Origin of the sequence: Clostridium pasteurianum DSM 525 = ATCC 6013 (genome assembly GCF_000807255.1) — a bacterium.
GTDB lineage: Bacteria > Bacillota > Clostridia > Clostridiales > Clostridiaceae > Clostridium_I > Clostridium_I pasteurianum.
The window spans coordinates 3,553,695-3,579,077 of the sequence record NZ_CP009268.1 but is presented as its reverse complement, the minus strand read 5'-3'; the positions used below and the strand labels follow the sequence as shown (position 1 = coordinate 3,579,077).

General features: G+C 28.1%; 23 protein-coding genes. 20 read left to right on the top strand and 3 right to left on the bottom strand.

All coding sequences use genetic code 11. The features are described 5' to 3' along the window. Positions 1-5: 5 nt before the first annotated feature. Genes CLPA_RS16140 through CLPA_RS16130 form a run of 3 tightly spaced genes read left to right on the top strand, consistent with a single transcriptional unit; the run spans position 6 to position 4,496 of the window. Positions 6-1,928 (top strand): PrkA family serine protein kinase, encoded by a 1,923-nt coding sequence (locus CLPA_RS16140; RefSeq protein ID WP_003446563.1) that lies wholly within the window; start codon positions 6-8, stop codon positions 1,926-1,928. 4 nt (positions 1,929-1,932) lie between these two features. Continuing rightward, positions 1,933-3,105, top strand: a complete 1,173-nt coding sequence (yhbH, locus tag CLPA_RS16135; protein ID WP_003446565.1) for a sporulation protein YhbH — start codon at positions 1,933-1,935, stop codon at positions 3,103-3,105. Positions 3,106-3,110: 5 nt separating this feature from the next. Then, positions 3,111-4,496: a SpoVR family protein gene (locus CLPA_RS16130; RefSeq protein WP_003446566.1), complete on the top strand. Its 1,386-nt coding sequence runs from the start codon at positions 3,111-3,113 to the stop codon at positions 4,494-4,496. Positions 4,497-4,752: 256 nt separating this feature from the next. On the opposite strand, the gene CLPA_RS16125 is transcribed toward CLPA_RS16130, so the two are convergent. Next, entirely contained in the window at positions 4,753-6,039 is a 1,287-nt protein-coding gene (locus tag CLPA_RS16125) for an FAD-dependent oxidoreductase (protein ID WP_003446568.1), read from the bottom strand. A gap of 216 nt (positions 6,040-6,255) precedes the next feature. On the opposite strand from CLPA_RS16125, the gene CLPA_RS16120 reads away from it, so the two are divergent. Both CLPA_RS16120 and CLPA_RS16115 read left to right on the top strand, forming a co-directional pair. Next, entirely contained in the window at positions 6,256-7,656 is a 1,401-nt protein-coding gene (locus tag CLPA_RS16120) for an MATE family efflux transporter (RefSeq protein ID WP_003446570.1), read from the top strand. A 74-nt stretch (positions 7,657-7,730) separates the two neighbouring features. Further along, entirely contained in the window at positions 7,731-8,135 is a 405-nt protein-coding gene (locus tag CLPA_RS16115) for a hypothetical protein (protein ID WP_003446579.1), read from the top strand. An 82-nt stretch (positions 8,136-8,217) separates the two neighbouring features. On the opposite strand, the gene CLPA_RS16110 is transcribed toward CLPA_RS16115, so the two are convergent. Then, positions 8,218-8,703 carry a QueT transporter family protein gene (locus CLPA_RS16110; RefSeq protein ID WP_003446581.1) on the bottom strand — a complete coding sequence of 162 codons (486 nt, stop codon included), beginning with the start codon at positions 8,701-8,703 and terminating at the stop codon, positions 8,218-8,220. Between the two features lie 228 nt (positions 8,704-8,931). Between CLPA_RS16110 and ade the strand changes: the two genes are divergently transcribed. From ade to CLPA_RS16045, 14 genes are all read left to right on the top strand, one after another. Next, a complete protein-coding gene (ade, locus tag CLPA_RS16105) occupies positions 8,932-10,641 on the top strand; it encodes an adenine deaminase (RefSeq protein ID WP_003446583.1) in 1,710 nt (569 codons plus the stop codon). Positions 10,642-10,726: 85 nt separating this feature from the next. Further along, on the top strand, positions 10,727-11,593 hold the full coding sequence (locus tag CLPA_RS16100) for a tRNA 2-thiocytidine biosynthesis TtcA family protein (protein ID WP_003446585.1): 867 nt from the start codon (positions 10,727-10,729) through the stop codon (positions 11,591-11,593). 347 nt (positions 11,594-11,940) lie between these two features. Next, positions 11,941-12,423, top strand: a complete 483-nt coding sequence (locus CLPA_RS16095; protein WP_003446587.1) for a hypothetical protein — start codon at positions 11,941-11,943, stop codon at positions 12,421-12,423. A 214-nt stretch (positions 12,424-12,637) separates the two neighbouring features. Further along, complete coding sequence (locus CLPA_RS16090) at positions 12,638-13,087, top strand: hypothetical protein (RefSeq protein ID WP_003446588.1); 450 nt, start codon at positions 12,638-12,640, stop codon at positions 13,085-13,087. Positions 13,088-13,094: 7 nt separating this feature from the next. After that, positions 13,095-13,748 carry an accessory gene regulator ArgB-like protein gene (locus tag CLPA_RS16085; RefSeq protein WP_003446590.1) on the top strand — a complete coding sequence of 218 codons (654 nt, stop codon included), beginning with the start codon at positions 13,095-13,097 and terminating at the stop codon, positions 13,746-13,748. Positions 13,749-13,752: 4 nt separating this feature from the next. Beyond that, positions 13,753-13,890: a cyclic lactone autoinducer peptide gene (locus CLPA_RS20590; RefSeq protein WP_003446592.1), complete on the top strand. Its 138-nt coding sequence runs from the start codon at positions 13,753-13,755 to the stop codon at positions 13,888-13,890. 59 nt (positions 13,891-13,949) lie between these two features. Further along, complete coding sequence (locus tag CLPA_RS16080) at positions 13,950-15,794, top strand: PAS domain-containing sensor histidine kinase (RefSeq protein ID WP_003446594.1); 1,845 nt, start codon at positions 13,950-13,952, stop codon at positions 15,792-15,794. Positions 15,795-15,838: 44 nt separating this feature from the next. Next, the gene (locus CLPA_RS16075) at positions 15,839-16,471 is read left to right on the top strand and encodes a DUF2953 domain-containing protein (RefSeq protein WP_003446597.1); all 633 of its coding nucleotides are present in this window, start codon (positions 15,839-15,841) and stop codon (positions 16,469-16,471) included. Positions 16,472-16,625: 154 nt separating this feature from the next. Then, positions 16,626-17,024, top strand: a complete 399-nt coding sequence (locus CLPA_RS16070) for a GerW family sporulation protein (protein ID WP_003446599.1) — start codon at positions 16,626-16,628, stop codon at positions 17,022-17,024. 612 nt (positions 17,025-17,636) lie between these two features. Next, on the top strand, positions 17,637-18,764 hold the full coding sequence (locus CLPA_RS16065; RefSeq protein WP_003448282.1) for a tyrosine-type recombinase/integrase: 1,128 nt from the start codon (positions 17,637-17,639) through the stop codon (positions 18,762-18,764). A 1-nt stretch (position 18,765) separates the two neighbouring features. Next, complete coding sequence (locus tag CLPA_RS16060; RefSeq protein ID WP_003448281.1) at positions 18,766-20,718, top strand: tyrosine-type recombinase/integrase; 1,953 nt, start codon at positions 18,766-18,768, stop codon at positions 20,716-20,718. Then, positions 20,718-21,092, top strand: coding sequence for a DUF6262 family protein (locus CLPA_RS16055; RefSeq protein WP_003448280.1), 375 nt, complete (start codon positions 20,718-20,720; stop codon positions 21,090-21,092). Before CLPA_RS16060 ends, CLPA_RS16055 begins: the two co-directional genes overlap by 1 nt. A gap of 92 nt (positions 21,093-21,184) precedes the next feature. Further along, positions 21,185-21,664 carry an Lrp/AsnC family transcriptional regulator gene (locus tag CLPA_RS16050; RefSeq protein ID WP_003446871.1) on the top strand — a complete coding sequence of 160 codons (480 nt, stop codon included), beginning with the start codon at positions 21,185-21,187 and terminating at the stop codon, positions 21,662-21,664. After that, on the top strand, positions 21,661-22,824 hold the full coding sequence (locus tag CLPA_RS16045; RefSeq protein ID WP_003446870.1) for an aminotransferase class I/II-fold pyridoxal phosphate-dependent enzyme: 1,164 nt from the start codon (positions 21,661-21,663) through the stop codon (positions 22,822-22,824). Before CLPA_RS16050 ends, CLPA_RS16045 begins: the two co-directional genes overlap by 4 nt. 106 nt (positions 22,825-22,930) lie before the next feature. On the opposite strand, the gene CLPA_RS16040 is transcribed toward CLPA_RS16045, so the two are convergent. After that, on the bottom strand, positions 22,931-24,070 hold the full coding sequence (locus CLPA_RS16040) for a DEAD/DEAH box helicase (RefSeq protein ID WP_003446869.1): 1,140 nt from the start codon (positions 24,068-24,070) through the stop codon (positions 22,931-22,933). A 299-nt stretch (positions 24,071-24,369) separates the two neighbouring features. On the opposite strand from CLPA_RS16040, the gene larE reads away from it, so the two are divergent. After that, positions 24,370-25,194 carry an ATP-dependent sacrificial sulfur transferase LarE gene (gene larE / locus CLPA_RS16035; protein ID WP_003446868.1) on the top strand — a complete coding sequence of 275 codons (825 nt, stop codon included), beginning with the start codon at positions 24,370-24,372 and terminating at the stop codon, positions 25,192-25,194. Positions 25,195-25,383: the final 189 nt, after the last annotated feature.

Here is a 25,383-nt window from a genome sequence, read left to right as displayed (position 1 = left end):
GCAGTATGGAATTTAAAGACTTAATAAAAAATGACAGAGAAGGTAGAAATAACATAAAATTTAAAGGAACATTTTTGGATTATCTTGATATTGTTAAAAAGGATCCAGACGTAGCTAAATTATCTCATAAAAGGTTGTATGACATAATTATGAGACGTGGTTTTGAAGTATTGAAGCCAGAAGAAAATCCTAGAATAAGAAAAATATATGGCAATGATGTTATCAAAAAATATAATTTTTTTAAAGATGACTTTTTTGGCATAGATAAAGTTATTATGAAAATAGTAAATTATTTTTATTCTGCTGCAATGAAGGGTGAAGAATCAAGACAGGTATTATATCTAGTTGGACCAGTAGGAGCAGGAAAATCTTCTTTAGTAGAAGCTCTTAAAAAGTCCTTAGAATCAGCTCCGCCTGTATATCATTTAAAGGATTGTCCTTTACATGAAGAACCTTTGCACTTAATACCAAATCATCTTAGAGAAAAATTTGAAGAACTTTTAGGAATAGAAATTGAAGGTGATTTATGCCCTGCATGTAAATATAAATTATTACATGAATATGATGGTCAGTATGAAAAATTCCCTGTGGAAACTAGTAATTTTTCAATAAGATCACGAAAAGGGATAGGGGTTGTACCACCAGTAGATCCTAATAATCAGGATACTTCTATTTTGACAGGTTCAGTGGATATATCCAAAATGGATATGTACTCAGAAGATGATCCTAGAATATTCTCTTTAAATGGAGCTTTTAATGTTGGTAATAGAGGACTTGTAGAATTTATAGAAGTATTTAAGAATGATGTAGAGTATCTGCATACTATTATAACTGCTACACAAGAAAAATCTGTACCATCACCAGGAAAAGGTTCAATGATATATTTTGATGGTATAATTCTTGCCCATTCCAATGAAGCTGAGTGGAATAGATTTAAATCAGATCATACCAATGAAGCTATATTGGATAGAATTGTAAAAGTTGAAGTGCCTTATTGCTTGGAGTTAAATGAAGAAGTAAAAATATATAATAAAATACTGAAAAAGAGTAAATTTAAGGCTCATATAGCTCCGCATACCATAGAAACAGCTGCTGAATTTGCTATATTAAGTAGATTGAAACCTTCAAATAAAGCAGATCCACTCACAAAACTTAAAATATATAACGGAGAGGATATTGTAGAGAAGGGAACTACTAAAAAAATAGATATTTCTGAACTTAGAGAAGAAGCTGGACTTGACGAAGGTATGCATGGTATATCAACAAGATTCATAATAAAAGCAATAGATAATGCTCTTTCAGTTTCTGAACATGAATGCATAAATCCCTTAAGTATTATGGAGAGTATAATTAAATCTGTTAAAGATTTAGATATAGCAGAAGATCAAAAGAAAAAGTATTTAGGATTTATACAAGATACTATTAGAAAAGAATATAATAAGACTTTGGAGAAGGAAGTTACAAAGGCATTTATAAATAGCTTCAGGGAACAGGCAGAAAGTTTATTCAATAATTACTTGGATAATGCAGAAGCTTATGTAAATAAAACAAAACTTAAAGATAAATCTACAGGTGAAGAGCTTCAGCCAGATGAAAAATTCATGAGATCAATAGAAGAGCAAATTGGAATTTCAGAGAATTCAGCTAAAGGTTTTAGAAGCGATGTTACTTCCTATATGTTCTATGTAGTAAGAAATGGCGGAAAAATTGATTATACTGCGTATGAACCTTTAAAGGAAGCTATAGAGAAGAAATTAACTACTTCGGTTAAAGATTTGTCACGAATAATAACTAAGTCAAGAGTGAGAGATAAAGAGCAGGATGAAAAATATAATGCTATGGTGCAACAGATGAAGGAAAATGGATATTGTGATCATTGCTGTGATGTAGTATTGAAATACGCTGCGAACAATTTATGGAAGGATTGATATTATGGCATTATTCAGAGATCATAATTCAACTCCTTTAGGTCATGATAGAGCAGTGGAGGACAGAAGAAGACATCGTCAGCTTGTTGAAAAGTCTATAAAAGAAAATCTTGGGGATATACTTTCAGAAGAGAGTATAATAGGACAGACGAAAGATAAAAAAATAAAAATACCTATACGAGGAATAAAAGAATACCAGTTTATATACGGAAAAAATGCACCTGGAGTTGGCAGTGGTGATGGAAGTGAAAGGAGAGGGCAGGTCATAGGAAAAGATGGCTCTCAAAGCGGAGGTAAAGGTAACAAAGGTGCTGGTAATGAAGAAGGGGAAGATATCTACGAAACAGAAATTACTTTAGAAGATGTAATGAATTATCTTATTAATGATTTAGAACTACCAGAAATGGATAAAAAGAAATATGCAAAAGTGCTAACTGAAAATGGAACAAAAAAGGCTGGATATCAAAGGCATGGTATCAATCCTCGTCTTGCAAAAAAGAAAACAGTTGTAGAAAAATTAAAAAGACAGCAGGGAAAGAAAAGAGCACTGAGAGAAGAAAACATCGATGAAGAAATAGTGAGATTTCCTTTTAGAAATGAAGATTTAAGATATTATAGAATAAAAAAAACTTTTAAAAGGGAAAGCAATGCAGTAATTATATGTGTTATGGATGTTTCTGGATCCATGGATAATACAAAGAAATATTTGGCGCGATCTTTCTTTTTCATTCTATCTCAGTTTATAAGAACAAAATATTCCAACGTAGAAATAGCCTTTGTGGCACATTCAACAGTAGCAAAAGAGGTAAATGAATTTGAATTTTTTCATAAGGTAGAGTCTGGTGGTACCTATATATCCAGTGGGTTAAATATGGCATTGGATATTATAGACAAAAGATATAATCCATCTAATTGGAATATATATACCTTCTATGTTAGTGATGGTGACAACTGGACAGAAGATAATGCTAGAGCAGTTGCAGCTTCAAAGAAACTTTCCGAAGTATGCAATATGTTTGGATATGCAGAGATTATGAGTGGATATTATTCCACTAATATAAAAGAAAAACTTGTAAAGGAAGTTCCAAATAAGAATTTTGTTGCTGTATCCATTAAGCAGAAAAATGATTTATGGACTGCGCTTAAAGATATGCTGAAAAAGGAACAAGTGAGGTGATATATTTGGAATATACTGTAGCTAGTTTAGAAGATTGGAATAAGAAAATTGAAAATATAGTAGATGATATTGGACTTGACTATTATGATCAGGAATTTGAAATAATAGGATATAAAGATATGCTTGCCTATGAAGCATACCTTGGTATGCCTTCTAGATATCCTCATTGGAGTTTTGGAAAAGCATATGAAAAAAATAGTACTACTTACAGTTATAATTTAAGTGGTCTTCCCTATGAAATGGTTATAAATTCAGATCCTTGTATTGCCTATTTGATGAAAGAGAATACATTACTATTACAGATATTAACTATGGCACATGTATATGGTCATAATGATTTTTTCAAAAATAACAGACTTTTTGCAGAGGGTACCAGAGCAGATTATACCGTTGAAATGTTTAAGACTGATGCGGATATGGTAAGAAGTTATATAAAAGATCCAAGTATTGGATATGAGAGTGTTGAAAGGATACTGGATGCTGCTCATGCTATTAAGCTTCAGACTTCAAGAGTTGTAGGAGAAAAGAGAATAACTGATGAGGAGCTTAAAAGAAGAATAATAAAGGAGTATACTAATAAAAATACTAATAGAAGTATATTGGAGCCTTATAAAAAAGATGAGGCTCCTGATATAAGTAAAATACCTCTTGAGACAGAAGATGATTTATTATATTTTATCATAAGATACGGAGACTTAAGCGAATGGGAAAAAAATCTGCTTCAGGTAGTACGTAAAGAAACATCCTATTTTATACCACAAATAGAGACTAAAATTATGAATGAAGGATGGGCAAGTTATTGTCATTATAATATTTTAAAAAAGCTGAATCTTCCTGATAAACTATATCTAGAATTCATAAAACGCCATAATGATGTTATCGCACCTGGTATAGGATTTATAAATCCTTATTTTATAGGATTTAAAATGTTTGAATATTTACACAAAAAATATGGAAAAGAGAAGATATTTGAAGTAAGAAAACTTGAAAGAGATGAATCCTTTATAAGAAGATACCTAACAAAGGAACTTTGCTATGACCTCAATTTATTTGAATATGCAAAAGAAAATGAAAACTATGTAATAAAGGATATTCCAGACGATAAAGGGTGGATAAATATAAGAAATACTCTTTGCAGTTCCTGTGGTATGGGGATGATTCCTTATATTAGAATAACAGATATGTCTATACGAGATAAGACATTGACTCTTGAACATGTTTTTGATGGAAGAGAACTTAATATGGGTTATGCTGAATCTACTATAAAATATATATATGAATTATGGGGGCATACTGTAGTTTTAAAAACTAAAATAGAAGATGGAGAGTTAAGCTTAATATGTGAGTCAAAAGACAGGGTTATAAAGAGGATGACTCAGATGAAAATATAATATATTAATAAAGGCACTGTTAAAGCTATTGACTTTAAGGGAACGTACATAGATTTGTGTAAATCAAATCTATGTACGTTCTTTTTATGTCAATGGAGAAAAAGACGAACTAAAACTTGAAAATTTTTCTGTAGTGTAACGGAAGAAAAATATTTTTATTTGATATTTGTTCTTTGAACTTTACACTTTGATGTTTGTTTCGTCTCTTACCTCCATTGTGTATAAATAAGCTGTGAATTAAATATAAAAATAATTCTTAATTGTGTAGTAATTTATTATTATAAAGTTCTGTAAGTCCTAATTTGTCTATCCTATTTTTTATTTCTTTATTGTCAGTAGAATAAAGTCCTAGTTTTTTCATTCTTTCAAAATATTCTGCTCCAGAAAAAGTGAATTTGATTTTTTTGCCATCTGCCGTATTGTTTACTCTATAATTTGAATAGGAAATTATATCTCCTATAGCAGTAGAATTTGGCAGTATTAAAGGGGGTAATTTGGCTAAATATCTAACTGCATTATGGCCAGCTAAAGAACCAGTACACATAGCTTCAGTATGTCCTATAAAAAAACCGGACTTTTCACCTGCACAAAATAGATTATCTATACCTACAACTTTTAAATCATTAGTTCTTGGAGCAGCTGTTAAGTATCTTATGGAATTACCTTTTCCACCTGAATAAGGGTCTGTAAATCTTACTTTTTCCAAACCTTTAATTTTTCTCAATTTATCCAGTGGATAAAAGGGAGTCATAAGCTTTATATGTCCTGTATCTAACAATACCAAATTTTCAGCAAATTCTTCAAGGGCATATTGCTGGCAGACCTTTAACTTTAACTTTTCAAGATTAATATCCTCTTTTGGAATTTTAAGTGTTACTACTCCATCCTTATCAAGCTTATCTAATAAGTCCTTAGATATACTTTCTCTTGATATTTCACAGGAGCCGCTAAAGGCACCAAAGCTGCCATCCTCTCTTTCCGATACTATATCTTTTGCTCCAGCTAGAGCACTAATGCTTACTCTGCCGCCAAAAGTAGGGCATCTTAGTATGCACATTACACAGCCATTGCCATATTTATAACAATTATTCATACCACCTGTGGAACCAGTAGCATCTATAAATACATCGCCGTCTATAAAATTTCCATTTTCAAGTTTTATACTTAGAATTTTATTTTCAAGTTTTTTTATCTTTACAACTTTAGATAATGTATTTATATCTATTCCCAAATTAATTAAATGTTTTTTTACTTCTGGTTCAATATTATTTACATTATAGGGCCAGGCATGTTCATGAGATGGAAAGTGAATATTTTTATGTGTGGCATTATTATCTGTTATGTGGATTAAATCTCCTGCACCTAAGTTTATAAGTTCTTCAGCGGCTGTATATCTTCCGTTGTTCCTCATTATTCCGCCTACATTTCCTAGACCCAGTAATAAGTCAGTCCTTTCGTATAGACTTACATCTGCACCTGCTCTTTTGGCTGTAATAGCTGTTGCACAACCAGCCCAGCCGCCGCCAATAATTATAACTTTCAAATTTACCACCCTTTCAATTAAAGCAATTATTACTATCATATGCATTAATTCTTATTTTGTTCCAGTTTTTTGTATTATTTATATATTGAATTTTATAATAGTTTGATTTATCCTAAAAATAACGCTTTATTTTTTGGATGTATTTTGCTAAAACGTATACATCAATAGTCATAATTTAAAATATATTAATATTTAAGGGAAAAGAGATGACTTAAGTTGAAATCTGTAAGATTTATAAGAAAAGATGTATTTAATCTGACAATACCTATATTTACAGAGCAGTTATTTGTAATGTCTATGGGAATGATTAATACCATGATGGCAGGTAATATAGGAAAAGAGGCAGTATCTGCAATTGGAATGGTAGATTCAATAAATAATATATTTATTGCATTTTTTTCAGCACTGGCAATAGGAGGGACGGTTGTAGTTGCTCAATTTATTGGACAAAAAAATGATAAACTTGCAAATGAATCTATGAAACAAGTTTTATATTCAGGAATTTTAATATCCTTTGGAATAACCTTAATTACATGGATATCTCGTAATCTGCTTATATCTTTGCTTTTTGGTTCAGCTGAGGGTGAAGTTATAAGAGATACTTATACTTACCTGGGTATAACACTTTTAACTTATCCTCTTATAGCTTTGAACTTAATATGCAATGGAATATTAAGGGGTGCTGGTGATAGTAAAACCCCAATGAAAATAAGTATATTTATGAATTTTATAAATGTAATTTTAAGTTTTATACTTATATATGGAATAAATATTGATGATGGCATTATTAAAATAAATACTCCAGGGTTAGGAATAAAAGGTGCTGCTCTTGGAATTGCCTTTGCCAGAATAATAGGAGCAATAACCGTTTTACTGGTTCTTTTGAGGGGAACAAAAATAATAAAATTAACTAAATTAACTGAATTTAAATTTAACAAACAGCTATTAAAACCAATTTTCAGCATAGGTATTCCTGCAAGTGTAGAATCATTACTTTTTAATTGTGGAAAATTAATTACGCAAGTATATATTGTAGATATAGGTACTATAGCTATAGCGTCCAATGCCATAGCAGTTTCTGTAAGTAATATGCTTAATATACCAGGTAATGCATTGAGTATAGCAGCTACTGCACTAGTTGGACAATATATGGGCAGAAGAAAAATAGAGGAGGCTGAAAGATGCTTATTATATATGACAAAGCTTTCTACGTTAGCATTAATATCAGTAGGTATAATATTTATACCTTTTTCTAAAATAATTTCATCTCTTTATACTCAAAATTTGGAGATTATAAATCTAACTACTAAGCTTTTAATAATAAATGGTTTAGCTATGTGCCTCTGGGCAATTTCTTTTGTTTTGCCTGCTGGTCTTAAAGGGGCAGGGGATGCCAAATATACCATGATTACCTCTATTATAGGTATGTGGATATTTAGAATTACTTTTGGATATGTACTTGGGATTCCGCTGGGATTAGGACTAATAGGAGTTTGGATTGGAATGTATACAGATTGGTTTGTGAGGGGAATTTTATATATAATAAGATTTAGAAAGGGTAAGTGGAAAAATATTGTTCTTATAGGAAGAAATAATAATATTTCTAAAAATAACTAATATAAAGACAAATATGTGTGATACAATCATATTATATAATAATGTATAAATAATATGTAGGGAGTATTATATTAATGGCACGTTTAAATATTTCTATGGATGAGGTTTTAACTTTAATTGAAAAGAATGCGGATTACGATAAAAAGAGGATAAGAAGCTTAGGCGCTATTAATGATAAAGAAGTTGAAATAACCGTTGGCATAGGATTTTTACCTAGTATTAAGGTCATTCTTGTTTTTAATAAATTTAAAGAGGGCAAGATTTATTTCACTTTAAATTCTAATGATAATATTATAAATATGTTTATGGGTTTTTTAAAGAAAACGGATGGTGACAATTTTATATATATACACAATAAAGTGGTTATTGTGAAGGCGAATAAATTCCTTTTGAAAAATTTTTCCGGTATCCAAATTATAGATTTAAACATAGTAGATAAAGAGGTTTATGTTAAGTTATATATTAATAAAAATATATAGTTATAATCAAATTACTAATGTATTAAAAGATTATAAGTACATGGCATGTTTTATAAAATGTCATGCACTTATAATTATATTTTTAATAGAACTTTAGTGATTTTACCAACTTTGTATTTTTTAATATAGTTCTAAAAATAGGATAGCCTAGACAAGTTACAACTATGAATTCTCCTAAAGCTACTTCTCCAAAGCTCAATAAAAGTGGCAAATTTAATATAAAATGTAGTTCTAAAGCAATTACTATACCATTGACAATAGAAGGATATATTGTTGCCATTAATAGATTTTTAGTTTTGCTTATTAAAAAGACGGATATAAGAGTTGCAATACTTCCAAAAGCCATATCTACAAGCCCCATTGGACTAAATATATTTGCTATTACACAGCCAAGTACCAGTCCTGGTATGTAGCCATAATCTATAAAAGCTAACAGTACCATAATTTCTGTAAATCTTAGCTGAATTGGTCCATAACTTAAAGATGAGATTGCTATGGTTAATGCACCATAAATTGCTGCTGTCATTGCTGTTCTTACTAGATTTCTTGTTTGAAAAAAATTTTTCATATTTATCCTCCACTTTTTTAGTAAGCCTTTTAAATTTAGAAATTACAGCATTAGTGCATATTAGATTATAAAATCCCATAACTACCTATTTTATTTATATTTTTTAATGCCGTAGTTTTATTTAATGACAGGAGGCTTTCGAACTGTCATTAAAGATTTTATCAGTTTGTACGAGAAGTTTCAATAAAATTTTATATTACATCAATTATATTGAGAAAGGAGTAATACATGAGCGTAAATTTAAAAAGACATAGAATAAATATAGCTATGAAAAGGGAAAAGTCAGATCTAGTTATTAAAAATGCAAATATAGTTAATGTGTTTACAAAGGAAATAATAAAGGGAGATATAGCAATTTATAAGGATCAAATTGTAGGTATAGGTAATTATTCCGGGGTTAGGGAAATAGATGCTGAGGGTAAATATGTCTGCCCTGGATTTATAGATAGCCATATGCATATAGAGTCTACTATGGTAACTCCTGGAGAGTTTGCAAAGTCAATAATTCCCCACGGAACTACAACGCTTATAGCAGATCCCCATGAGATAGCTAATGTTTGTGGAATCAATGGAATAAATTTTATGCTTAATCAGTCAAAAGGGCTGCCATTAAATATATATTATATGATGCCTTCCAGTGTACCAAGTACATCTTTTGAGAATAATGGAGCAGATTTAACAGCGGAACTTATTGAACCATTTTTATCAAATGATAAAATATTAGGTCTTGGAGAGGTTATGGATTATCCGGCTGTAACTAACGGCCATGAAAAAATGTTGAAAAAAATTGATTTATTTGATAACAAGATTATTGATGGTCACTCTCCAAATCTTACAGGAGAGGCACTAAATGCCTATAGGACTGCTGGTATTATGACAGATCATGAATGTTCCACTATAGGGGAGGCTTTAGAAAGATTAAGGCTTGGAATGTATCTTCAAATAAGAGAGGGTTCTGGGGCTAGAAATCTTAAAAATTTAGTGGAGGGACTTATTAAACATCATATGAGTTTTGAAAGGTGTATTTTTTGTACGGATGATAAACATTTGGAAGACATAAGAAAAGAAGGCCATATAAGTTACAATATAAAAAAAGCAGTGAAGTATGGAGTAAATCCAATAGATGCTATATGTATGGCTACAATAAATTCTGCTCAGTGCTATAAATTAAAAAGGTTAGGTGCTGTAGCTCCTGGATATTCCGCAGATATATTGATATTAAATAACTTACAAGACCTAAGTATAGATAAAGTATTTTATCGTGGAAAGGTTATTTATGAAAATAAAAAAGTTTGTACAAAAATAAATATAAAAATAGATGACAATAATGTACTTAACACTGTAAGATTGCAAAATATAACTATTGAAGATTTGAAAATAAAGATTGAAAATAATACAGCTGAAGTTATAGAACTTTTGCCTCATGAGTTGATTACAAAAAAGAGAGAGTTAAAGGTAAAAACATTAGAAGGTAATTTTGTAGCTGATGAGTTATTTTCAAAAATAGCAGTAATAGAGAGGCATAAAGCTACAAAAAATATAGGGCTTGGTATAGTGAGTAATTTTAATATTAAAAATGGGGCTATAGCCAGTACCGTGGCTCATGATTCTCATAATTTGATTGTAATAGGCGATAATGATAGAGATATGTTATTGGCTATTGATGAGATTAAAAAAGTAAATGGTGGTTATACTGTTGTAAGTAATGGAAAAATTAAAGGAACTCTGCCGCTTCCAGTAGCAGGACTAATGAGTGATAAGAGTTCTGAATATGTGGAAACAACTTTGAATAAAATGCTTGAAGAGGCTTTAAAACTTGGAATCAATAAAAATATAGATCCATTTATTACATTATCTTTTTTGGCTTTACCTGTGATACCAGAGATAAGAATTACAGATAAAGGACTTTTTGATGTAACACAATTTAAATTTATATAGAATATTTAACGGAAAAATAATATTGAAAAATATTTTAATAATACTTAAAATGAATAGTATTAATAGAATAAAATGAGGTGTGGATATGAGTAGTATTGCAGGAAGCGGTTGTGAATTATTAATACCGTTATGTGAAAGAAAACCGCTAAAGGAAATAGAGAGAAGTATTATTAAAAGATATAGAAAGTATTTATGGACGAAATTTGTAAGAGCAATTAAGGATTTTAAATTGGTGGAAGAAGGAGATAAGATTGCAGTGGCTGTTTCTGGCGGGAAGGACAGCTTGCTTATGGCAAAATTATTTCAACAATTGAAAAATCATCCTCAGATAAACTTTGAATTAGAATTTATCGCCATGGATCCTGGTTTTCACGAAAGTAATAGAGAATTACTACTTAACAACTGTGAATATCTAAATATTCCTGTACATCTTTTTGAGTCTGGTATATTTGAAGTGGTAGAAAATATAGCTAAAGACTATCCTTGCTATATGTGTGCAAGAATGAGAAGGGGAGCGCTCTACAATAAAGCCAAAGAATTAGGATGTAATAAATTGGCATTAGGACATCATTTTAATGATGTTATAGAAACGACTATGCTAAATGTTTTATATTCAGGTAATTTTAAAACTATGAAGCCAAAATTAAAGGCTACAAATTTTAAAGATATGGAATTAATAAGGCCTTTGTATTATATTGAAGAAGATGATATTAAAAAATTTGTAAGGAATAATGGATTAGCTACTATGAATTGTGGATGTATAGTAGCAGCACAAAAAACCTCCAGTAAAAGAAAAGAAGTTAAAGATTTGATAGGTGAATTAAAAAAGAATTTTAGAGATGTGGATAAGTCTATTTTTCAATCTGCACAAAATGTGAACTTGAATTCCATTGTAGGTTGGGAGAAGAATGGCGAAAAGCATTCGTTTTTAGATATCTATGATGAAGAATAATGAATTATATAAAAATTTACAAAAAAATGTTTGAAATATTTTAAAAATATTGTATAATTTATTGAAGGATGGAAGAATTTTGTATTGATGACTTTATAATAATTTATACAATAAAAAATGTATCTATATACAAATAATAATGTATAAAACTCTTCTGGGATAAGAATCCGTGAGAAGAGTTTTTTATTTTACGCATAGATTCTGCACTAACTTACATTCTGCTAAATGAGGAGATAATAGTGTTACATCCCTGTATAACTCATCTAAAATTATCACCATAGATAAAATTATTTGGTAAAAGATATATAAATCTTTATCGTGAGGATTATGTTGAAAGGATGATATATATGTTAAAATTAACTCCCATGGAATTTATCTTTAGGGGTATACCGGAATCTTTTTTAATAGTATTGGTAGCTTGCATATTCTGTAATAAGAGTATTTCTAAAAAATCAATAGCAGGAGCTACAATTATTTTAGCTATTTCAACATATCTAGTGAGATTATTACCCATTATGTTTGGGGTGCATACTGTATTGATTAGTATAATCTTTATTTTAATTGGAGTATACATTCTCAATATATCCATAAATAGAGCAATTCTTTCTATACTTGTATCTATAATATCAATTATAGTCTGTGAGCTTATAAATACCTATGTAGTAATGTATATTTTAAAAATAAATAAATTTAAAAATGATATATTAAAAATAATATATGACACTCCATCCTTAATTATGTTTATGATAATAGTATTTGTACTTTTTAAGTTTAATGATAAGTTCAAAGATAAACATAATAAATTATATATATCTAGAAATAATGATTAGAATACATGAATACAATAAAAATTGTATATTTTTACAGGATTATTTTGTATAGTGAATAAAATTACAATCATTATAAAATAAAATATCAGATTTTTTATAATAATTCCATAAAAAAACAATTACTTTACTATTAAATATATTTTTTACATATATTTTATTTTTTATTATAACGTGGTATAATATTCCTAAGGATATTGTTGGAAGGATGTGCTATATGTTAAAATTATCGGCATTGGAGTTTTTCTTCAGAACTATTCCGGAGTCTTTTTTGATAGTAATGGTTGCATACATTTTTGCAAATAAAAAAATATCTAGGAAAAGCTTTATTGTAGCTAGTTTGATTTTAGCAGTTATAACTTACTTAGTGAGATTACTTCCTATTAGTTTTGGAGTAAATACTATGATTAATATGATAGTTTTTATAATAATAGGAATTAATATTATTAAGATAAATATTAATATAAGTATTATTTCAGTATTTATTTCTGTAATATCTATTTATTTATGTGAATGGATAAATGTTATCATATTAAATGATTTGTTTAATATAGATAGATTTTCTAATGATTATTTTAAATTTTTACTTACTATGCCGTCTTTATTTATGTTTGCGATTGTAGTTTTGTTATTTTATATGTTTATAAATAAGTTTGTTAGGAGATAACTTCAGAATGTTTTTGGTTGAAAAATTGTCTAAAAGTATTGTGTCAAATATATGTAATGCCTCAGAAATAGATAAAGATGAATTAGAGATGATAGAATATGGTGCATTAATTTTTATTTTAAAATCAATAAATATAATATCTGTAATAATATTTGGAGTAATATTTGGAGTGTTCTTGGAGAGTTTAGCAATAACTTTTACAATTATTATACTTAGAAAATATTCAGGGGGAGTACATTCAGATTCTCCTAACAGATGTATAGTTATTGGCACTTGTATTTCAATACTTTTTCCAATAATTGTAAATAAAATTTATAATTATATTCCATTCAAGTTTGTCAATGTAATAGCAATAATAATTTTAATATTTTCCTATTATATTATATTAAAATTGGCACCTGTAGACAGTCCAGCAAAACCTATAGTTAATATGGAAATGAGAAAAAATCTAAAAAATATGTCAATATTAGTTATGACTTTAATATCAGTTTTATTGATTTTATTAACAATTTTATACATTAACTTTGCATACATAATTTTACTAAAGATACTGGAATGTATATGCTTTGGAGTGTTTTGGCAATGCTTTTCACTAACAGTTCTAGGACATGTTATTATGGGAAAGATTGATAATATCTTAAAATATATTGTAAGGAAGTGAAAAAATGAAGAATAAATTAAAAAATACTCTTAAAAAAAACATCAGTGTCATATTTAAGCGTACAGCATTTTCTACTTCAGCTTCAGCTTGCACTTTTTCTTTCTATCAGCCCAAGGAACCAAAATGCTTACAAAAGAAATAATATAAGGGCCATAATGGTCCTTATATTATTCATTTTTAAAATAGGTGTGTGAGAATAATATGGAACAAATTCAGCAAAATGAAGAAAAAAGAATAAATGAAATAATTTCTATAGTGAAATTAGCATCACTATTTTTTTGTGTTATTGTAATATATGAGAAAATATTTGAAAACCATTTATTTGGATATAACTATAATAATTTTTTGAAGATAAACTCTACAGGATTACTTGTATTTTTGGCAATATTCTTGTGGTGGTTTTTTTCTCATCTGATATCCAAAATATATAGACTAAAATACAATTTTATAATAAGGACTGTTGAAAATAGTATTCTTATTGGGATCTATACTACATTGATACTCATAACTAACACTTATTCAAACCAAATAAAATGTCTTTTTTTGCTTGTAATTATATCTTCTACACTTCAACTTGGAAAGAGAATGGGAATGATTACAGCATGTATTTCTTCTGCCATAATTTTAATTATAGATTTTACCTATGTTTCTGTGGGAGATATAAATTATTATTTTCAAAATGATTTGATTATAGTGGGGGTATTTATTTTAACAGCCTGGCCATTAGGACATTATAAGGAAATGGAAGACAAGAGAATTGCAAATAAGGATGTACAATTAAAGCTTTTAAACAGTAAATTAGAACAGAATGATGAGAAGAGAAGATTTATGGAAGAAAATTTGATAAAGAATAAATCCTGTTATGATTTACTTATTGAAAATTCCTATGAAGCTATTTTGGTACATCGTAATAATAAATTGATATTCGTAAATGAAAGTGCAGCTAAACTTTTAGGATTTAATAGTTATTCAGATATTATAGGAAAATCTATTTTATGTTTCTTACCAGATGAAGGTAAAGCTAACTTAAAGGACAAATTTTGTAAAATATATAAAGAAAAATTGCCTAAATTCGTGTTTGAGGAAAAAATATTAAATGCAAATAATGAAATTATAGCTATTGAAAATACCTCTTGTTTTTTTATTTATGAGGGAAAACCTGCTATTCTCAGCATTTTAAGAAACATAACTTTTGAAAAGGAAGTGCTAGAATTACAGAAGGATGTAGAAAGAAATACAAAACTTTTACAGGAATCTAGAGAATTTAATAAAACTATTACAGAATTCTTTATAAATATATCTCACGAGTTAAAAACTCCGCTTAATCTTATATTTTCTGCATTACAGATGATAAAGTTGTATAATAAGGATGGAGACTGCAATTATATACAAAAGAGAAATGATTATGTGGACATTATGAGAACAAATAGTTATAGGTTATTAAAACTTATAAATAATTTGCTGGATATAACTAAATATGATACAGGTTTTTTAAAACTTCAATTGGAAAATACTAATATTGTAAATATGATAGAAGATATAACTCTATCTATATCAGATTATGTGGAAAGTAAAGGTATTAAACTTATTTTCGATACTAATGTAGAAGAAAAAATAACAGCTGTGGATGCAGATAAAATTGAAAGAATTATGTTGAATTTACTTTCAAATGCTGTTAAATTTACAAATTCAGGTGGGCAGATACTAGTTAATGTAATAGATGAAGGAGAAAATGTTTCTATTATGGTAAAGGATACTGGAATAGGCATACCAGAAGATAAAAAGAAATTGATTTTTGAAAGATTTGGACAAGTTGATAAAACACTCAGCAGAAATAGAGAAGGAACTGGACTTGGTTTATCTTTAGTAAAATCTTTTGTAGAATTACATGGAGGGACCATTGATATTGAAAGTGAAGTTGATGTTGGAAGTAATTTTATTATAAATTTACCAGTGGTACATGTAGATAAAAGTGCTGAAAATAAAGCTTTTTATGAAACAAATACAGAAAGAATTAATATTGAATTTTCAGATATATATTCATAATTAATTATAAATGGAATTTTTGTATTTTAGAGAGTGGGTAAATAATGTTTGGAATAATTTTAGCTTTTAAAATTTTTATTATAATATTTATTATAGCTGTAATTTTATTAATTATGTTATTGCTTATTCCTTATAATTATTTTATAGAAGGTAATACAAGAGAAAATTTTAAAGTTAAAGTTCATGTAAATTGGTTAATAGGTATATTTAAAATTATTGTTTTTAATTTGTCAGATCAATTTCAAATAGAGGTTTATTTTTTTAATCTACGTATTTATTCCAGTTTTAAAAAAAATAGAAATAAATACATAGAAAATAGCAAATCTATAAATAAAAAATTTAAAATTAATTTAAAAAATTTAGATTTAAATTTTTTAAAAAAAGTATTATCCTATTTAAGGGATGTCTTTTTAATATTGAAACCTAACACTTTTAATATAAAGGGAGTATATGGGTTTGAAGATCCTTTTTTTACAGGAGCTATAAGTTCTGTATTATCAATAATAAAACTAAATTTTAGTTTAGTAAAAATAGATGTTTCTCCTGTTTTCGACAAAATTGTCTTAAATATATTAATTGAGGCTAAAGGAAAAGTAAATCTTTTTAAGATTATATTTGTTATTGTAAAAGTATTAAGAGAAAAAGAATTAAGAAAGTTTATATTAACAAAAGTTTAAATTCTTACATAATTATTGATCATATCTAAATATTAATAGAGATTTTTGTAAAATAAGATTAAAGATTAGGTGTTTATCCATATAATTTATTTAAAGTTAATTTAAATATAGAGAGTTGCACCTAAGAAATACTTTATATATAAGGAGGTAGCAAATGAATAGTCAGGCTTCTTTAAAAGAAAATCTAGATACCTTATTTAATAACTTAGAGAATTTTTTAAAAACTGAAACTGTGATAGGTGAACCAATAACAATAGGGGAGACTACATTGGTTCCAATAGTAAGTCTTTCTTTTGGATGTGGTACAGGAGCAGGAAATAATAGTGGTAAAAGTGAAGAAAATTCTAAAAATGGAACGGGTCTTGGAGCTGCAGCCAAGGTTACTCCCAATGCGGTAATTGCAGTAACAGGAGATAAAGTTACATTATTACCTATATCCGGCAAGAGTAATTTGGATAGCTTGATTAATTTAGTACCAGAAATAGTTTCAAAGTTCAAGTCAAAGAAATCTGATAAAAATAATACAGATAGTAAAAGCAGCGGAAATAAATAATATCTAAAAATCTTGAATAGTAGTAACTATTTTGATATAATTGTTAAAAACTAATTGTAAAGACTATGATGAGGAAGAGTATATAAGTTTTATATTTTAAGAGAGTTGGATAAGATATCTTATAAAAATGAAAAATTATAATTGCATTTTAATAGTGATATCTAAGCTGAAAATCCAATAGTATACCTTATAGAAGGCAGCCTCTAAGTTTCCTATTGAGAAATTGGGATTACAGGATTTATTGAAAAATAAAATTTTTATTATTTACTATCCTGTTGTTCTTATAATAGATAAAGACGTGTTCCTCACGTTATAGGGGAAAGAAATATTTTTTTCTACTAAAGAGAAAGTCTAAAATAGGCTTTAATTAGGGTGGTACCGCGAATGCTCTTCGTCCCTTTCAGGGATGAAGGGTATTTTTGTCATTTTTATATAAAATAATTTAAATTAAGAAATATAGTGTAGGAAATTAAATAGTATTTACAGTGTTTTATGTACTACTTTTATATAAGAATATAACTTAAATTACTATATAAATAGTTAGAATAATTAAAGTAATTATAGTAAAGCCTATGGTTAGAATAAATAGACCATAGGAGTGAAGATAGAAATATGGAAGTAGTAAAAGTAAGAACTGAAGATGATAAAGAGAGATATTATGTAGCTGATAAAGAGGGGTTGCCTGTAGAATCAATATTAAAGTTCATTAGGTTTAGGGATAATACAAACTATGCAAGAAATACTTTGCGAATGTACTGTCAACATTTGAAGCTATATTTTGAATATTTAGAACAAAGGGAATTGAATTTTCAAAAGGTAACTATTGATGACTTAGCATTATTTGTGAATTGGTTACAAAATCCTTATAAGAGTCTAAAGGTTATTCCCACAGATAAAATAGATTCAGCAAGAAGTCCAAGAACTATCAATGTAATAGTAAATACAGTTTTAGCGTTCTATGACTATATTTTAAGACATGAAGAATATAGCAACAATATTTCAGATAGGTTAAAGAAATTTTTATCTGCTCCAAGTAGAAATTTTAAAGGATTTTTATATGGAATAGCTCATGAACAGAAGAAAGTTACAAGCAATATATTAAGGATCAAAGTTCCAAAATCCAAACCTAAAACTTTAAAAAAAGATGAAATAGAAATGCTCGTTAGAGCTTGTAATAATCTAAGAGATAAGTTTTTATTATTACTACTCTATGAAACAGGTATGAGAATAGGCGAAGCCTTGAGTTTATGGATAGAAGATTTTGATGTAAGTGATATGATTATTGACATCAAAGACCGAGGTGAACTTGAGAATAATGCAGAGATTAAGACAGTATCAAGTCCTCGTAGAATTGATATTTCACAAAATTTAGCTGATATGTTTATGGAATATATAGCTGAATACCATACTGATGAAGTTGAAACTAATCATGTATTTATAAAAATAAGTGGTAAACATCAATATAAGTCAATGAACTACATTGATATAGATAATTTATTCAGAAAATTGGTAAAGAAAACTAATATATATGCTACGCCACATATGTTTAGACACAGTTCATTAACAGTACTTAGAATGGCAGGATGGCAACCTGAATTACTTAGAATAAGAGCTGGTCATAAAAATATCTATACTACTTTAAACACATATATACATCCTTCGGATAAAGAAATAATGGAAGAGTTCAATAAAACTCAATCTAACTTAAAATTAGATATTTATAATGAAGGAGATAAATAGTGTGAAAATACAAGAAATTAGAAGTAATCAACAGAATAAATATGGTGAAATAATTGAGTATTTGAAACAAGACAATGAATATTGGATAAATAATGACAAATGGGATTTAACTGAAAAATTCTTTGTAGGGAAGAAAATCTATGCTGTAAGATATATTGATTTTGATAAGTTTAAAAATCAATATATTAAAAATGAAATTAAATATTATATTACTTACAACTTTAAAAATAACCTGTTGAAGAATACTTATATTGTAAAGTTAGGAAATACATTTAAACATTTTTCTGTCTTTATAAATAAATACTATAAGTTTCTTGAAACTTTTAATTCTATTGATAAAGAATCTTTTAGTCTAAAATTTAACAATTATTTGTTGATTAATAATGTAATGACTTCACAAGAAATGAAAGGTTTACCTTCTATTCTAGATTTCATCAAAGATTTCTATGATGACAGAGAAGAAACTGAAAAAGATATATGGTATTCAAAAAATATTAATGGTGCTAAAATTCCTGCAAGTGGAGCTAATAATGGAGTAAATAATCAACTTAATTTTAGTACTATTCCTATTTATTATAGAGAAACTATAAAAAAATATTTCAAAACTATTATTACAAAAAAAAGTTGGAATCATTGTTGTCAGATTTTAAATAATTTAAATTACTTTTTAAATAAGTTTTATTCTAATGGATATATTGATGGATTTATAGAACATTTATCAAGAAAAGATATAGAGAATTATTTATATTGGTTAGGTAATGATTATAGATACAAAAATCCAACTTATAGATGTAAATTTGTATCTTATATAAGAACATTTTTAGAATATATACAAATGGCTCAATATGATAAAGCTCCTAAAAAGGAAGTAGCATTTTTAATATTTCAAGGTGATATTCCTAAAAGAGAACTAAATAAGGATGAAGTTAAGAAAGCTAAATTTGTTCCAGAACCTATATTAAAACAATTAGATAATAATATTATGGCTTTAGATAGACCACAATACATACCTATTTATATTTTACTTAGGGAAACAGGATGGCGTGGCACTGATATATTGAATCTTAGATATAACAATTGTTTAGAGAAAATATGGAATAACAAAGAAGAAAATTACAATTATTATCTTTGTGGAGAAATAACAAAGACGGGTATAGCACTCCTTAAAATCCCGATTAGGGATAAGGTGGCTGAGATGGTTCAAAAATGTATTAATAAGGCCAAAGAATTGAGTACGGAAGAAAACAACTTTAAAAAATATTTATTTAATACTTATGAAGGTAAATTAAAAGGAAACCCATTGGCGAAACATTCTTTATTGCTTACAATTAAAAGACTTATTGAACAAAAAGATATTAGAGATGTTAATGGTGAATTATATCATTTTAGACTTCATTCATTAAGACATACAAGAGCTAAAGAATATGTAGAACAAGGTATGGGTATAAGTATTATACAACAAATATTAGGACATCAAAGCTTGCAAATGACAGTATATTATGCAACTGTAAGTGAAAATACTCTCTACGAGAAATGGAAGAATACTGAGGACTTAGAATTATTTAAGGTTGATACTAAAACCAATAAACTTGAAAAAATAGAGTTATCGTCAGACAAAGGCGAAAGCCTTATACGATATGAATATGTTAAAAAAAATTTAGATGCTGTTAGAGTTCCTTTCGGAATATGTTTTAAGCCTACTAAATCTCCATGTAGGCAGCAAATGAATCATTGTTTAAACTGTGGCAGCTTTTGTACTACTACTGAAAATATTCCTGAATATGAGGAAGAGATACAGAAGGTAAGAACTCAAATAGAAGTAAGTAATAGATGTCGTAGAGAATTATGGGCTGAAAAGAATGAGCATTATTTAGATATACTGGAGAAAACATTAGAAAAAGTTAGAGAACATAAATTAGTTCATAAGAATGGTAAATCAAGGGAGGATTTATAATGGCAGATAATACTAAAGGGTTGAAAGAATACGCAAAACAAAAAACAGAAGTGACTTTAGAAAAAGTTGATAAAGCCATTAGAGAACTTTCATTAAAAGGAGAAAAAATTAATTTTAATAGTGTGTCTAATTTAAGTGGAGTATCTAAAACTTTTATGTATAAAAATGAAGAAGTTAAACAAAGAATCGAAAAGCTTAGAGATAAACAAACTGAAAAAGTTATAAAACAAAAACTTAAATATGATAAGACCGATAAGTCAAAAGATATTATTATAATGGCTAAAGATAAAAAAATTAAAGAATTAGAATTTGAAAATAAGAAACTAAAACAACAATTGGAAATATTAAGAGGAAATTTATATGAAAAAGTATAGAGTACATTATTTACATATAGTCTATGTATAAATTGCCATGACAAGGGGCTTTAAATACCTTGTACACGAGATATATTAAGGAGAGAAATTTTATGGAAGAAATTCTAGAGATTTTAGAAAAAAATTGCAAGTACACAGAGGAAGAAATAGCGAAAATGACTGGTAAAAGTTTAGAGGAAGTAAAAGAGGTCATTAAAAAATATGAAGATAATAATACTATTGCAGGATATACTGCATTGATTAATTGGGAAAAAACAACTAAAGAAGAAGTGCTTGCATTAATAGAAGTAAAAATAACTCCTCAAAGAGGTGAGGGATTCGATAAAGTTGCTGAGAGAATATATAAATTTCCAGAAGTAAAATCTTGTTATCTAATGTCTGGGGGATTTGATCTTACAGTTATAATAGAAGGTAAGACTATGAAAGAAGTGGCTTTATTTGTTGCGGAAAAATTAGCAGTACAAGAATACGTACTAAGCACATCTACCCATTTTGTACTTAAAAAATATAAAGACAAAGGTACTATTTTTAGGGATAAACCAAAGGATGATAGAGAGGGGTTATTTATATGATGCTTGAAAATATGATACGAAAAAATGTAAGAAATATGCCTCCGTCAGGTATAAGAAAATATTTTGATATGGTAAATGAGATGGAAGATGCCATATCCCTTGGAATAGGAGAACCTGACTTCGTTACACCCTGGAATGTGGTTGAAGCAGGAATATATTCTTTAGAGCAAGGTCATACACATTATTCTTCAAATGCTGGCTTTATGGATTTAAGAAGAGAAATATCAAATTCATTGAGAAATAAATACAGCCTAGACTATAATCCAGATGAAATTATTGTGACTGTGGGAGGTAGTGAAGGGATAGATATAGCTTTGAGGGCTTTAGTGGGACCTGGAGATGAAGTTATAATACCAGAACCTAGTTTTGTTGCATATAAAGGATGCACTGCCTTTACTGGAGCAACTCCTAAAATATTAAATCTTAGAGCGGAAGATAAATTTAAATTAACTCCAGAGCTTCTTGAAAAAGCCATAACAGAAAGAACTAAGGTAGTTATAATGCCTTTCCCTAATAACCCAACAGGTGCTACTATGACAGAAAGTGAATTAAAATCAATTGTGGAAGTTCTAAAAGACAAGGATATAATAATCATATCTGATGAAATATATTCTGAGTTAACCTATGAGAATAAGCATGTATCCATAGCTAGCTTCAAAGAAATAAGGGATAAGACTATAGTAATAAATGGTTTTTCAAAGGCCTATGCCATGACTGGATGGAGGCTTGGTTATGTATGTGGAAATAAAATACTGATAAATGCTATGAAAAAAATACATCAATATGCCATAATGTGTTCACCTACTACAGCACAATATGCAGCTATTGAGGCATTAAAAAATGGAGAAAGATCTGTAAAGGAAATGGTAAGTGAATATAATAGAAGAAGACGTGTGATGGTAAATAGTTTTAAAAATATGGGATTAGAATGTTTTGAACCACTGGGAGCATTTTATGTATTTCCATCTGTAAAGAGTACAGGAATGACATCTGATGAATTCTGTGAAAAACTCTTACAAGAAGAGAAGGTTTTGGTGATACCTGGAAATGCCTTTGGAGAGTGTGGAGAGGGATTTATTAGAGCTTGCTATGCTTCATCTATGGAAGATATATTAGAGGCTATGAAGAGAATGGAAAGATTTGTAAAATCAATAAGGTAAAAATGCGGGAAAAAGACGAAACAAACATCACTTTTTATTGTCCACTATCAACTTTTAACTGAAAAAAGTTTCGTCTTTTTCTCCAAGTATGAATTAAAATAAGCTGCTATTTAGTTTTATCAATAATCTTTCCTTTAAATATATATTTTTCTTTAATTTTTAAATTTAATTTATTCATATATTTTTTTATAGTAGGTAAATCTCTTTTAGTAATAATAGAGATAGTTATTCCAGATTTGTTCATTCTTCCGGTTCTGCCAACTCTATGAAGATATTCTTTTGGATCTTCAGGTAAATCTAAGTTGAATATGTGAGTTATATCTTTAACATCTAATCCCCTTGCTGCAATATCGGAGGCTACTAAAAATTGAATTTTACCAGCTCTAAAATTGTTTAAGGCTTTTTTTCTTTCTTCTTTTTTGGCATTACCATATAAGGCATAAGAACTTATATGATGATATTGAAGTTTAGATACTATAAATTCTATTTCAACAGGTTTGTTTATAAATATTAGAGATTTTTTAGGTTCCTCAGCAGCAATTATCTTTCTGAGTAATTCAAATTTTTCTCTTTGATCTGATAGAAAATACATGTGTTCAACGTTAGTATTAAGTATTTCATCTTCAATTTTTATAATTGATGGTTCTTTCATTAAGGAAGAAGCTGAATTTATTGTTTCTTCATTTATACTTGCAGAAAAGGCCATTAATTGTCTGTCACGCAGAGTTGTTTTTATTATATCTTTTACTTTAGATATATTGTTTTTGTCAAGTAATTTATCACATTCATCAATAACTATGGTTTTAATAGTGTGACTTGATATTTTTTTCTTTTTAATAAGCTCAAAAATACGTCCTGAAGAACCTACTATTATGTGAGGTTTTTCCTTTAATTTTTCAATTTGCCTTGCTATATTCACATTACCTATTATGCTGCAGGATGTTATATCTCTAGAATAATTTTGTGATAATAATTTTATTTCACTATTTATCTGCATTGCCAATTCATGAGTGGGTACAAGGATTATACACTGCATTTCTTTCTTTTCAAAATTGATCCTGTGGAATATTGGAAGAAGATAGGCTAGAGTTTTACCAGTACCAGTTTGAGATTTTGCTATAATATCTTTATTTTCTAACGCCAAAGGTATAACTTTAGTTTGTATATTTGTAGGAATAGTTATATGTTGTTTTTGCAGGCTGTTTATTAAGTCAATATTTAATCCTAATTCTTTAAATGAAGCCATTTTTTTCTCCTTGTATAATTATATATTTATCTTGTTAAAAACTTTAATAATTGTATACTTTGTATAGATTTTTGTCAATTTGTTATCTTGACAATTGATAAAGTAGTATATAAAATTATGTTAACAATATATGTAATCAAGCCATGTTTAAAGAAATAATTAACTAATATTATATATTGTATTGCACCTCGTATTAAGTGCTTTTCATAATATTTTTATCATTGTATGATATAAAATATATTAAGTATTTTTGATTGTTATGTAATTTTATATGATTTAAATTAAAGAGGAGAATGGGTATGAGTATTGATTATAAATTAAATATGTTGAAGGATAACATACGTAAACTTAAAAGTGCAGCTATAGCATATTCAGGAGGAGTTGACAGTACCTTTTTATTAAAAGTTGCTCATGATGTTCTTGGAGATAAGGTTATTGCAGTGACAGCAAAATCTTCTACCTATCCTGAAAGAGAATTTAATGAGGCAAAACAATTTGCTGAGGAAATAGGGGTTAAGCATATTGTTATTATCTCGGAAGAACTAGATATTGAAGGCTTTTCAAAAAACCCCACAAATAGGTGCTATTTTTGTAAAAAAGAGTTGTTTACAAAGATAAGAGAAGTGGCAAAACAGAATAATGTAGAGAAAATTTTAGATGGATCAAATTTAGATGATACTAAAGATTATAGACCTGGTATGGAAGCCGCAAGAGAACTTGAGGTAGTCAGTCCTTTAAAAGAGGCGAATTTATCTAAAGGTGATATAAGAGATTTGTCAAAGTCTATGGGCTTAAGAACTTGGAACAAGCCTTCTTTTGCATGCCTATCCTCTAGAGTTCCTTATGGAAGTGAAATAACTATGAATAAATTAAAGATGATAGAAATTTCAGAACAATTTTTATTGGATTTAGGTTTTCATCAAGTTAGAGTAAGACATCATGGAGATATTGCCAGAATAGAGGTTTCTCCAGAAGAAAGAGAAAAATTTTTTAGTATAGAGTTAATGGATAAAATTGCAGATAGATTAAAGAAGTTGGGATTTAAATATGTAACTTTAGACTTTTTTGGATATAGAACTGGAAGTATGAATGAAGTACTTACAAATCAACAAAAACAGTTATAAAACAAAAATAGATTAAAATATTCAATATTTATTTTTTAAGATTATCTTGAAATATTATCATTAATATTTTATAGTGTAAAGAGTATTTCTATTGGTGAAAATGTTTATGGTCAGCATTGATGCTGGCCTTTTTAATTTAAAAGCAATTAAAAAATTGTCACAGCATTTAATTAAAACTTTATTTTAAAA